This window comes from Sphingomonas sp. T1 (assembly GCF_902506585.1).
GTDB lineage: Bacteria > Pseudomonadota > Alphaproteobacteria > Sphingomonadales > Sphingomonadaceae > Sphingomonas > Sphingomonas aerolata.
On the sequence record NZ_LR733875.1, the window covers coordinates 2,622,185 to 2,634,567 of the forward strand.

7 protein-coding genes are annotated in these 12,383 nt (G+C 68.0%); 4 read left to right on the forward strand and 3 right to left on the reverse strand.

What is annotated here, in order from left to right:
* The first annotated feature begins 194 nt into the window (after positions 1–194).
* Positions 195–2,180: a beta-N-acetylhexosaminidase family protein gene (locus GV027_RS11845; protein ID WP_236559193.1), complete on the forward strand. Its 1,986-nt coding sequence runs from the start codon at positions 195–197 to the stop codon at positions 2,178–2,180.
* 25 nt (positions 2,181–2,205) lie between these two features.
* On the opposite strand, the gene mdoH is transcribed toward GV027_RS11845, so the two are convergent.
* The 3 genes from mdoH to GV027_RS11860 form a co-directional block, all read right to left on the reverse strand.
* Entirely contained in the window at positions 2,206–4,074 is a 1,869-nt protein-coding gene (gene mdoH, locus GV027_RS11850; RefSeq protein ID WP_159511999.1) for a glucans biosynthesis glucosyltransferase MdoH, read from the reverse strand.
* 3 nt (positions 4,075–4,077) lie between these two features.
* Complete coding sequence (locus GV027_RS11855; RefSeq protein WP_159512000.1) at positions 4,078–5,625, reverse strand: glucan biosynthesis protein; 1,548 nt, start codon at positions 5,623–5,625, stop codon at positions 4,078–4,080.
* A gap of 113 nt (positions 5,626–5,738) precedes the next feature.
* Positions 5,739–6,314 carry a TetR/AcrR family transcriptional regulator gene (locus tag GV027_RS11860; protein ID WP_320466530.1) on the reverse strand — a complete coding sequence of 192 codons (576 nt, stop codon included), beginning with the start codon at positions 6,312–6,314 and terminating at the stop codon, positions 5,739–5,741.
* 128 nt (positions 6,315–6,442) lie between these two features.
* Here GV027_RS11860 and GV027_RS11865 point away from each other — a divergent pair, with 128 nt between their 5' ends.
* From GV027_RS11865 to GV027_RS11875, 3 genes are read left to right on the forward strand one after another with little or no spacing between them, the layout of a single operon-like run.
* Entirely contained in the window at positions 6,443–7,645 is a 1,203-nt protein-coding gene (locus GV027_RS11865; RefSeq protein WP_031395481.1) for an efflux RND transporter periplasmic adaptor subunit, read from the forward strand.
* Positions 7,646–7,651: 6 nt separating this feature from the next.
* Entirely contained in the window at positions 7,652–10,849 is a 3,198-nt protein-coding gene (locus tag GV027_RS11870; protein ID WP_159512001.1) for an efflux RND transporter permease subunit, read from the forward strand.
* A gap of 4 nt (positions 10,850–10,853) precedes the next feature.
* Positions 10,854–12,335, forward strand: coding sequence for an efflux transporter outer membrane subunit (locus tag GV027_RS11875; protein WP_159512002.1), 1,482 nt, complete (start codon positions 10,854–10,856; stop codon positions 12,333–12,335).
* Positions 12,336–12,383 lie beyond the last annotated feature (48 nt).

A 12,383-nucleotide genomic window follows, 5' to 3' on the forward strand; every position in this document is an offset into this window, starting at 1 on the left:
TCCGACCGCCGCGTGGACCCGACGTCCCGCCGGCCCTGCGATAGGGGCCCAAGGTCGGTCACCCCATCCTGACCAAAGTCTGTCGGCAATGGCCGCCATGGCAGCGACGCCTTGCCGTGACGCCGTCCTGTGCCTAAACCGCTCTCATAATACCAATGAAATACCGGAGAGCTGTTATGACGCGATGCATGGCCATGACGGGGACGTACGCGGCCCTGATCGCGACGGGCTTGGCGACCACGGTCTCCGCGCAGGGTGCCGCGCAGCCGGTGACGATGCCCGCCATCTTCCCCGCGCCGACGTCGGTCGCGCTTCAGGCCGGCACGATAACGCTCGGCCGATCGGTGGTGCTCGTCGCCCCCGCCGGCACCGACGGTGACAGCGTCGCGCTGGTCCGCGAGATCCTGCGTGCCGCCGGAGTCACGACGATCACGACCGCGCGGCGGCTGCCCGCCGCCCCCGATCGCCCGCACATCCTGCTCGGCACCGGCGACACCGCGATCGTCCGCGACGCGCTCGCCCGCGCCGGTACCGTCCGCGACACGCATCCCGAAGGCTATACGATCGCCACGCTCGCGGCGGGCAGCAGCGGCATCATCACGCTGGCGGGCCAGGACGCGGACGGACTGTTCCACGCCGTCCAGACGTTCCGCCAGCTCGCGGCACGCCCCGTCCTCCCCGCGCTGGTGATCCAGGATCATCCCGCGATGCCGATGCGCGGCACGATCGAGGGCTTTTACGGCAAGCCCTGGACGATGGCGGACCGGACGAAGCATCTCGAATTCCTCGCCACCGTCAAGGCGAACACTTATGTCTACAGCCCCAAGGACGATCCCTATGCGCGCGACCGCTGGCGCGAGGCCTATCCCGCGGCAACTTTGTCCGCGCTCGGCACGCTGGTCGCGACCGCACGGCGCAATCATGTCGATTTCGTCTATGCGGTCTCGCCGGGCCCGTCAGTGTGCTTCTCAGACCCCGCCGATGCTCAGGCGCTCGAACGCAAGTTCGCCGCGCTGCGATCGATCGGCGTCCACAGCTTCTATGTCGCGCTCGACGACATCGAATATACCAAGTGGAATTGCGAGCGGGACAAGGCCAGTTTCGGACCATCGGGCGCCGAAGCCGCAGGCATCGCGCAATCGCGCCTGCTGAACGCGGTCCAGGCTGATCTCGTCGCGAAGGATCCGTCGTCGCGACCGCTGATCATGGTGCCGACCGAATATTACGACGCGAAGGAAACCCCTTACAAGGCGGCGCTGCGCAAATATCTCGATCCCCGCGTCGTGGTGCAGTGGACCGGCACCGATGTCGTCCCGCCCGCGATCTCGATCGCCGATGCGAAGACCGCTACCAAGGCCTTTGGGCGCAAGACGCTGCTGTGGGACAATTATCCGGTCAACGATTATGCCCAGACCACCGGGCGGCTGCTGCTCGCGCCCTATGCGCGGCGCGAGGCGGGGCTGGCGGGCGAACTGACGGGGATCCTGTCGAACCCGATGAACCAGGAGGCGCCGAGCCGCGTCGCGGTGACCGGCGTTGCTGCGTTCGGCTGGAACGACAAGGACTATGACGCGGACCGCACGTGGCAATTCGCCGCCCGCGAGCTGGCGGGCGGCGATCCGCGCGCGACCGCGGCGCTGCTGAGCTTCTTCGATACGCAGCACCTCGCCCCGACCTTCGGCAGCCAACCCTGGCAGCCCCAGGCGCCCAGGCTCAAGGCGCAGCTCGACGCCATCCGCCTCGCGCTGGCGGAGGGCGACGCGGCGGCCCGCGGTCTCGCGCTCGCCGATCTGGCCAAGGCGGCCGATACGCTAGCGGCGGCCCCAGACACGATCCGCTCGGGCACGATCGATCCGGGCTTTGCGGACCAGGCACGCCCCTGGCTCGATGCGATGCAGCTCTGGGGCCGCGCGTTGCAGATGACCGCCGCCGGGCTCGACGCCGCAAACCGCGACGGCGCGGCCGCCCCCGGCTATTTCGCCGAAGCGCGCCGTCTCGCCGCACAGGCCGCGGCCGTCCAGACCATCCCCGGTGCGACGCGGTTCGACGGTGCGATCCGGGTCGCCGACGGCGTGCTCGACCGGTTCGTCGCGGAGGCCCCGACGCTGATCGTCGCCGCGTCCGCCACCGCCACCGCCCCGGCCCCCACCACGTCGGCCTCCGCCGAAGCCGTGCGGTAGCGTCGGCGGCGCCGCGCGTGGCGCCTCAGTGCGCGATCGCGCGGAGCGCCGACGCCTCGGTCGCGGGTAGCTGGTCGATGCCGCTGGCGGGCACCTGGAACAGGCCGCGCGCGTCAGCGCGGCTCCCCGCCGCGTTGCTCGCGCTCCATTTGGCGAGCCACGGCGACAGCAACAGCCCCAGCGTCACCGGCGCCAGCCACAGCGCGGTGATCGGAACGGCGGGCGAGATCAGGAGCAGGGCGACCCCCGCCGCCAGATGCCAGCGATAGCGCGGCACGACATCCGCGATCGACAGCCCGTCGCGATCCCGGTTCTGCGGGCTCCAGCCCGAGGGCTGGCCGCGGAAGATGCTGATCAGGTCCATCGTCTGCGTCAGCATGATGACCGGCGCGGACAGCATCGACAGCGGGATCTCGGCAATGGCGGACATGATGATCGCCCGCGCGCCCCCGAACGCCGCGCGCCGGCTCCGGTCGGACACCGCCCAGATGATCCCGAGCAGCTTGGGGCCGAATAGCAGGATGACCGTCAGCGCCAGCACGCGCGCCGAGGTCGTCGCCTCGACCAGCTTGCTTTCGCCGGCAAAGGCCTGCGCGATGGTCGTCAGGATCAGGACCAGCCAGGCGGGCGAGGTCATGTACGCCGACGCCCCGATCGCCAGCTGCAGCCGGTTGACCGGGTGGAACCCGTCCGACCCGAGCAGCTTCAGATGCTGGATATTGCCCTGCGCCCAGCGCCGGTCGCGCACCGCCATGTCGATCAGCGTCGGGGGAAACTCCTCATAGCTGTCGTCGATCATGATCAGGTGCACCGCCCAGCCGCGCCGCCGCAGCAAGGCGGCCTCGACCATGTCGTGGCTCATGATCGCGCCGCCGAACGGCGGGCCGCCGGGCAGCACGGGCAGGCCGCAGCTTTCGGCAAAGGCCCGGGTGCGGATGATCGCATTATGCCCCCAGAAGCTCGCCTCCGACCCCGACCACCAGACCAGACCGGCGGTCGAGATCGGACCGTACAACCGGCTGTTGAACTGCATCCAGCGCTGGAACAGCGTGGTCGCGCCGCGGATCGTCGGCACCGTCTGCAACAGGCCGACCGAGGGGCGGCGCTCCATCACCTGCGCCATGCCGATCATCGCGTCGCCGCTCATCAGGCTGTCTGCGTCGAGCACCAGCATGTGATCATAGCCGCCGCCGAAGCGCCGGACCCAGTCGGCGACATTGCCCGGCTTGCGCGCGACATTGTCGGTCCGGCGGCGATAATAGAGCGGGACGCGCGATCCGGGGGCGAGCACCTCCCACGCCGCGACCTCCTGTGCGCCCGACTCTTCGCCCGAATCGCTCAGCACGAAGAAGGCGAAGCTCCCCGCCTCGCCCGCAGCCTCGATCGCATGCATCATCCGCGCGATCCGGCCGAACACCGCGTCGACATCCTCGTTATGGACCGGGATCAGCACCGCGGTCTGCCCGGTCAGCGGCTGACGGTTCTGCGGGACCGGCACGAAGCCCGGATGCATCCGCGTCATCAGCAGAACGAACCCGATCAGCGCGTTGAGAAATCCGAACGCGATCCACGCGAACAGCGGGAAGAACAGCACGAGCAGCGCGACGTCCCACAGGTCGATGCCGTCGCCGAGCAACGAATCCTGGACCGCCGCCGAGGCGGTGGTGGCGAGCAGCATCGTCAGCAGGAACAGGAGCAGTCGCCGCGACGACATGCCCTCGGGCGAAGTGAGCGTGTCCGAGCCATTGGACGGTCCGGCCAGCGGGTCGGGTGTCGGCCCGCCGCCGGTGCCGCGCGCCCGGAAATTCTGCAGCGGCATGTCGATCGGGACGTCGGCGGGCAATCGTGCCGGAAGTGCGGGATGACCGGGGCGGCCCGGGCTGTCCACGGTCATGGCTCAACCCACCTGCGTCAGCACGGTTTCGCTGAGCGACTGCCCGCCGCGCTTCAGGAACAGCCGGACATCGGCCAGGACGCCGCGTTCGGGGGCGACATCGAGCGTGACGCGCCAGCGGTTCGGCTGGCCGACGACCGGATAGGCGGCGCTGGCGAGGATCCGGCCACGGCTCACATCCGCCTGCACCGTCACCCCGCTCGACCGGTCGAGACCGGCGAGCGTCGCACCGACGAAATCGACGACGACCTTCCGCGCGCCCGGCGTCGGCTCGGCGCCCGGCCGGCCGGCCGAGCCACGCCAGTTCTCGACCGCATGCGCGGCCTGCGCGACCGACGGATCGCGCGACGACCAGGTCAGGCGATAGTCGAACTGCATCGTCTTCCCCGCGGTCGCCGGCGCGGCGGGCACCCAGAAGGCGGCGATATTGTCGACCGTCTCGCTCGCGGTCGGGAAGGCGTACAGCGTCACCGCCCCCTTGCCCCAGTCGCCCTTCGGCTCGATCCACAGGTTTGCTCGGCGATCGTAGAAGGCACCGTCGTCTTGGTAATGATCGAACGCCCGGTCACGCTGGATCAGGCCGAAGCCGCGCGGATTGTCGTCCTGGAAGCTGTCGAGCGTGGGGGTCGCGGGATTGGCGAGCGGACGCCAGATCCGCTCGCCGGCACCGGTCGCCATCGCCAGCCCGTCCGAATCGTGGATTTCGGGGCGCCAGTCGATCGCCGCGGCGCGGTTGCCCTCGCCATACCAGAACATGCTCGTCGCCGGCGCGATGCCGAGCCGCGCGACGTCCTTGCGCAGCGTGATCGTCGACGAGACATCCTGGACGACGCCGCCATCGGTCCCGTCAGTGTAGCGGCACACGAAGCGGTACGCGCCGGTCACGCTGGGCCCGTCGAGAAGCGCATAGACGGTGTAGCTCTGCGCGCCCGTCGCCTCGATCCAGAAGGCGGTGAAGGCAGGAAATTCCTCCTTGCCGTCGATCCCGGTGTCGATCGCGATACCGCGCGCGGACAGGCCATATTGGTCCTGCGAACCGGCGGTACGGAAATAGGAGGCGCCGATAAACGCCATCCAGTCGCTCTTGCCATCACTCGACACCGCGCGAAAGCCGGCGATGCCGAGGGCGGCGTGATGCCCGGACTCGGTCTTGAAGAGATCCGCGGCAAAATCGACCGCGCGCGCCTGCCCGCGTTCGACGACATGGATTGCGACCGGGGTCGGCGCATAGCGGCCGAGCGGGAACAGGCGGATGCCCCCCGCCAGCGTGCGCTCGGGTCGATAGCTGATCGAGCCGACCGCATCATAATCGATCGCCTCGGCCGCCGCGACCTTGGCCGGCGCGCGGTAAGGCGCGCGCGCCAGCGCGGCGGCGCGCTGTTGCAGCGCCTCCCAGGAAAACGACTCGGGCTTGCCCAGCGCGGGGGCGGTCGACGCCGCGGTGCCGCGCCTGCGGGGGGTGCCCGCCCCCGTCTGTGCCAGTGCCGCCGCCGGCCACAGGCCCGTGGCCGCAAGGGCAATCATGATGTCGCGTCGTGTCGTTTCGGTCATGCACCGCTTATCCGACTTCGCGCGCCGCAGTGCAACAATCGGTAATGCCCCGCGCCGCCGCCCGCCCGCCAAACGGGGCCGCCTGCCCCGTCGTCAGGACACCGTGTCGTGTCTCAGAGCGCGTGGAGCGCCGCGAGGATCATCCGCCCGGTGACCTCTGCGGTTTCGGTCTCGGACAGCCGCGGACAGGACAAGGTCCGGTGCCCCAGCCCGAACATGCACGCCAGCACCAGCTCCTCCGCGCCGTCGAGCGCATTTGCCGACAGCGCGGGATTGGCGACGCAGGCGAGATCGCGCACCACCGTGCGAAACCCGGTGCAGAGCGAGCCGATCGTGTCCGCGACCTCGCCGTTGCGATGCGCTTCCGCCATGATATCAAACGACAGTGCCTCGTCCCCCTTGGCGAGAGACCGCCGCGCGAGCTCGACAAATCCGCGCTCGATCGACAGCCGTCCCGTCGACACGTCGTCGGTCAGCTTGCGCAGGTCTGAGAGTTTGGCCTCGGCATCCTCGAGGATCAGCGCCTGGATCAGCGCGTTCTTGCCGGTGAACAGGCGATAGATCTGGCCGACGCTGACGTCCGCAGCGGCAGCCAGTTCGGCCATCGACGTCTGATGGAATCCCTGCGTCGCATAAAGATGCCGGGCCGCATCAACGATGTGCGAACGCGCCGACTTCTCATGTTGCACTGCACTCAAAATTCCACTCCGGACGACGTTTTAACTTGACCCGGCGTTTGCACGTCCATAGCGGCGGCGCAAGCGGAATGAACGTTCATTCCGGTGAACTCTTCTGCACGGACGTCGGGATGCTCAACATGCAGCGATTGAATCTCAAGGGATCGGTGGCCCTGGCCGCGCTGGCGCTGATGGCGGCGTGCAGCAAGGAAGAGGCCCCCCCGCCCCCGCCGACGCCCACGGTCGGCGTCGTGACGGTTGCGCAGGAGGCGGTGACGCTGACCACCGAGCTGCCCGGCCGAATCGCCGCCGTGGAGACGTCGGAAGTCCGCCCGCAGGTGTCGGGCGTCATCCGCCGTCGCCTGTTCACCGAGGGCGCGATGGTCCGTTCGGGCCAGGTCCTGTACGAGATCGAGGACGCCCCCTATCGCGCCGCGCTCGGCACCGCGCAGGGCCAGCTCGGCGCCGCCCAGTCGCAGATCAATGCGACCCGACTCCAGGCGCAGCGTTACGGCCAGCTCGTCGCGCTGAACGCGGTCAGCAAGCAGGAGGCGGACAACGCCACCGCGTCCGCACAACAGGCGCGTGCCAATGTTGCAGCGCAGCGTGCAGCGGTCGAAGCCGCGCGCGTGAACCTCAACTTCACCCGCATCAAGGCGCCGATCTCGGGTCGTATCGGCCGGTCGATCTTCACCGCCGGCGCGCTTGTCCAGACCGGGCAGACCGACGCGCTCGCGACGATCCAGCGGACCGATACCGTCTATGTCGACGTCACCCAGTCGGCAGCGCAGCTGCTCGACTTGAAGGCGGCGATGGCGTCGGGCGGCGTGACCCGCGGCGACGGTACCGCACGCGTCCAGCTGATCCTGCCCAACGGCCAGACCTATCCGATTGAGGGTCGCCTGCAATTCGCCGAAGTCACCGTCGATCCGGCGACGGGCGCGGTCACGCTGCGCGCCAGCTTCCCCAATCCCAACGGGCTGCTGCTGCCGGGCATGTATGTCCGCGCCAAGCTGGTCGAGGGTATCCGCAGCCAGGCGATCATGGCCCCGCAGGAAGGCATCACGCGCGATCCGCGCGGCAAGGCGACCGCGATGGTCGTCACCGCGCAGAACAAGGTCGAGCAGCGCAATGTCGTCACCGACCGCGTGATCGGCGACAAGTGGATCGTCACCAGCGGGCTGAAGCCTGGCGACAAGCTGATCGTCGAGGGGCTGCTCAACCTGCGCCCCGGCACGACCGTCAAGCCCGCCGCTCCGCAGCAGGTCGGCAAGGCCGGTGGCAAGGACGCCGCCGGGAATGCCACGGCTGGCGGCGCCGCCTCCACGCAGGCCGGGAAGTAACGCCTCATGTCACGCTATTTCATCGATCGACCCATCTTCGCATGGGTCATCGCGATCATCCTGATGCTGGCCGGCGTCCTGGCGATCCGGTCGCTGCCGATCGCGCAGTTCCCCGAGATCGCCGCGCCCAAGGTGACGGTCGCGACATCCTATCCGGGTGCCGACGCGCAGACGCTCGAGAACACGACGACGCAGATCATCGAGCAGCAGATGAAGGGGATCGACAACCTTCGCTACTTCGCCTCGACCAGCGACGGCGCGGGCAATCTCGCGATCACGCTGACCTTCGAACAGGGCACCGACGCGGACATCGCGCAGGTCCAGGTGCAGAACAAGCTGCAACAGGCGACCCCGCTCCTGCCGCAGGAAGTGCAGCAGGCCGGGCTTCGCGTGACCAAGGCGACCGCCAACTTCCTGCTCGTGATCGCCGCCTATTCGCAGGACGGCAGCCATGATCAGGTCGATCTCGGCGATCTGATCGCATCCAAGCTCCAGGATCCGCTCAGCCGGATCAAGGGCGTCGGCGACACGCAGGTGTTCGGCGCACAATATTCGATGCGGATCTGGGTCGATCCCTTCAAGATGTCGAACCTCGGCGTCACCGTCACCGACATCACCGCGGCAATCACCGCGCAGAACGCACAGGTTTCCGCCGGTCAGGTCGGCAGCCTTCCCGCGGTCAAGGGCCAGGCGCTCAACGCGACCGTGACTGCGCAGTCGCGGCTGCAGACTCCGGAACAGTTCCGCCAGATCATCATCCGCTCGGCCACCGGCGGCGCCACCGTGCGCCTCGCCGATGTCGCCCGGGTCGAAATGGGCTCGGAAAACTACAGCTTCCAGGCGCGCTACAACGGCAAGCAGGCTGCAGGCTTCGGCGTGAAGCTGGCGCCGGGTGCCAACGCGCTCGACACCGTCACGCTGGTGAAGGCGGAGGTCGAGAAGATCGCCAAGCAGTTCCCGGCCGACGTCAAGATCGCCTATCCGGTCGACAATTCGACGTTCGTTCGGCTGTCGGTCGAACAGGTGGTCCACACGCTGATCGAGGCGATCATCCTCGTCTTCCTCGTGATGTTCCTCTTCCTCCAGAACTTCCGCGCCACCCTCATCCCGACGATCGCGGTGCCGGTCGTGCTGCTCGGCTCGCTCGCCGTGCTTCAGGTCGCGGGCTTCACGATCAACACGCTGACGCTGTTCGGCATGGTGCTGGCGATCGGCCTGCTCGTCGATGACGCGATCGTCGTCGTCGAGAATGTCGAACGCCTGATTCAGGAAGAGGGGCTGAGCCCCAAGGAAGCCGCCAAGAAATCGATGGACGAGATCAGCGGCGCGCTGGTCGGCATCGGCCTGGTGCTGTCTGCGGTGTTCCTGCCGATGGCGTTCTTCAGCGGCTCGACCGGCGTGATCTTCCGCCAGTTCTCGATCACCATCGTTTCGTCGATGGTGCTCTCGGTGCTGGTCGCGCTGATCCTGACGCCCGCACTCTGCGCCACCATCCTGAAGCCGTCCAAGCAGGATCACGGCGACAAGAAGGGCTTTTTCGGCTGGTTCAACCGGACCTTTGATCGCGGCGTCGACCGATATGGCAAGGGCCTGCGCCGCGTTGAAAAGGGCTGGGTGCGGACGATGATCGTCTATGCGGTCATCGTCGGCGCGATGCTGTTCGTCTTCCTGCGACTGCCCTCGGGCTTCCTGCCCGAAGAGGATCAGGGCCTGATGTTCGCGCAGGTGTCGATGCCTACGGGCACGACGATGGAAGAGACCGCGCGGACGATGGACAAGCTGCGCGATCACTTCCTGGTCGACGAAAAGGCCAACATTGCGGGCATCTTCACGATCAGCGGCTTCGGCTTTGTCGGCCAGGGCCAGAATGTCGGTCTCGCCTTCATCCAGCTCAAGCCGTGGGAGGATCGCGAAGGCGACGCGAACACCGTCGCCGCGGTCGCGCAGCGCGCGAACCAGGCGCTCGCCGGGATCCGCGCCGGCATGGTGATCGGCTTCGTGCCGCCCGCCGTGCAGGAACTCGGCAACGCCAACGGCTTCGACTTCATGCTGAAGGACAATGCCGGCGTCGGCCACGACAAGCTGCTCGAGGCCCGCAACATGCTGCTCGGGATGGCCAGCCAGGACAAGCGCCTGATGCAGGTCCGTCCGAACGGCCTGGAGGATGCGCCACAGCTCAAACTGAACGTCGACCAGGCCCAGGCAGGCGCGCTCGGGCTGAGCCAGGCGGATATCAACACCACCGTCAGCACCGCGTTCGGCGGATCCTACATCAACGACTTCATCGACCGCGGTCGCGTGAAGAAGGTGTTCGTCCAGGCCGACGCGCCGTTCCGCAAGTCGCCTGCCGACCTCGGCAACTTCTATGTCCGCGGCGCGACCAACGCCATGACGCCGATGTCGTCCTTCTCGACCACCGACTGGACCTACGGCCCCGCGCGTCTCGAACGCTATAACGGCGTCGCGTCGTTCGAGATCATGGGGTCGCCCGCACCCGGCGTCAGCAGCGGCACCGCGATCAAGGCGATGGAGGAAATGGCGGCCAAGCTGCCCCCCGGCATCGGCTATGAGTGGACCGGCCTCAGCTATGAGGAACAGCTTTCGGGCGGGCAGTCGACCTATGTCTATGCGCTGTCGCTGCTGATCGTGTTCCTCTGCCTTGCTGCGCTGTACGAGAGCTGGTCGATCCCGATCGCCGTGCTCCTCGTCGTGCCGCTCGGCGTGCTCGGTGCGGTGCTCGCGGCGATGGTCGCGGGGCTGAACAACGACATCTATCTCCAGGTCGGGCTGATCACGACGATCGGCGTGGCGGCGAAGAACGCGATCCTGATCGTCGAGTTCGCCGAGGAGAAGATGGGTGACGGGATGAATGCGGCCGATGCCGCGGTCGAGGCCGCCAAGCTGCGTCTTCGCCCGATCCTGATGACCTCGTTCGCGTTCATCTTCGGTGTTCTCCCGCTCGCACTGTCGAGCGGTGCGGGTGCCGGCGGCCAGAATGCGATCGGCTGGGCGGTGGTCGGCGGCATGCTGTCCGCGACCGTGCTCGCGATCTTCTTCGTGCCGCTGTTCTTCCTGCTCGTGAAGCGCGTCTTCAAGCAGGACAAGCCCGGCCAGCAGGACGGAGACCGCCACCGTGATGACACACGTGACGACACCCGTGACGGTGACACCACGCCCCACGACCAGCGGCCGCAGGAGGCCTGATCCGATGTTCTCGCGCAAAATCGCTCTGACGTTCGCCGCCGGGCTCACGCTCGCCGGCTGCAACCTGGCCCCGAAATATGTCCGGCCCGAGCTTCCGGTGGCTCCGTCAACGCCGACCGGACCGGCTTATGCGGCGACCGATGCGGCGGGTGCGATCATGCCCGCGGACACCGCATGGGAGGCGTTCTTTACCGACGACCGCCTGCGCCGCGTCATTCGCACCGCGCTCGACAACAACCGCGACGTCCGGATTGCGGTTGCCAATGTCGCGCAGGCGCGGGCGCAATATCGCGTCCAGCGCGCGGACCTGTTCCCGACGCTGGGTGCGACGGGCAGTGCGACCTATCAGAAGTCCCCCTTTGGCGCCGTCGGTGGCGGTACGGGCGGCACCACGGGCGGCGGTACTGGAGGCGGCACCGGCGGCGGCACCGGTGCCGGGGCGGTCGCCGGCGGCGGCCGCTTCGATATCTATTCGGCCAATCTCGGCGTCTCGGCCTGGGAGATCGATCTGTTCGGCCGGGTCCGCAATCTGACTCAGGCGCAGCAACAGGCCTATTTCGCCGCGGAGGAAAACCGCAACGCCGCGCAGGTGTCGCTGATCGCGGAAACCGCGACCGCCTGGCTGACGATGGCGGCGGACCAGGATCGGCTGAAGATCGCGCAGGACACCGAACGGGCCTTTGGGGAAACGCTCAAGCTCACGCAGGATCGGTTCCGCATCGGCATCGCGTCCGAACTCGAAGTGCGCCAGGCGCGGACGACCTATGACCAGGCGCGCTCCGACATCGCCGACGCGACGACGCTCATCGCGCAGGACCAGAACGCACTCAACCTGCTCGCAGGCACGACGCTGAGCGCCGACCTGCTGCCGGCCCGGATGCCGGAGAAGACGCCGACGCTGGAAAACCTGCCCGCCAACCTGTCCTCCGAAGTCCTGCTGCGCCGCCCCGACGTCGCGGCCGCCGAGCATCAGCTGATCGCGGCGAACGCCAATATCGGTGCGGCGCGTGCGGCGTTCTTCCCCAATATCTCGCTGACCGCGTCGCTCGGCACGCTGAGCCTCGGCCTGTCGAACCTGTTCGGCAAGGGCAGCGAATCCTGGTCGGTCGCGCCGTCGATCACGCAGCCGATCTTCGACTTCGGTCGCAACAAGGGCAATCTGGACTACGCCAAGGCCTCGCGCGACGCGATGCTCGCTACCTATGAGAAGAGCGTCCAGACCGGCTTCCGCGAGGTCGCCGACGCGCTCGCGCGGCGCGGCACGATCAACGGCCAGCTCGAAGCGCAAACGTCGCTGCGCGACAATGCGGCGGGCGCGTTCAACTTGTCGCAACTCCGCTTCCGCGCGGGGATCGATCCGTTCCTCAACACGCTCGATTCACAGCGCTCGCTCTACACCGCGCAGCAGAGCCTGCTCGCGACGCGGCTGGTCCGCGACACCAACGCGGTCGAGCTCTATCGCGCGCTCGGCGGCGGGCTGCGCTAACACCGGGCCGTCACGCCCGCCGCGTCATCTAGGGCCAGGCCCGGGTAA

Bases quoted from the DNA above. Each gene is read 5' to 3' on its own strand.
- GV027_RS11845 (WP_236559193.1), top strand. From the start codon at position 195: ATGACGGGGACGTACGCGGCCCTGATCGCGACGGGCTTGGCGACCACG.
- mdoH (WP_159511999.1), bottom strand. From the start codon at position 4,074: ATGACCGTGGACAGCCCGGGCCGCCCCGGTCATCCCGCACTTCCGGCA.
- GV027_RS11855 (WP_159512000.1), bottom strand. From the start codon at position 5,625: ATGACCGAAACGACACGACGCGACATCATGATTGCCCTTGCGGCCACG.
- GV027_RS11865 (WP_031395481.1), top strand. From the start codon at position 6,443: ATGCAGCGATTGAATCTCAAGGGATCGGTGGCCCTGGCCGCGCTGGCG.
- GV027_RS11870 (WP_159512001.1), top strand. From the start codon at position 7,652: ATGTCACGCTATTTCATCGATCGACCCATCTTCGCATGGGTCATCGCG.
- GV027_RS11875 (WP_159512002.1), top strand. From the start codon at position 10,854: ATGTTCTCGCGCAAAATCGCTCTGACGTTCGCCGCCGGGCTCACGCTC.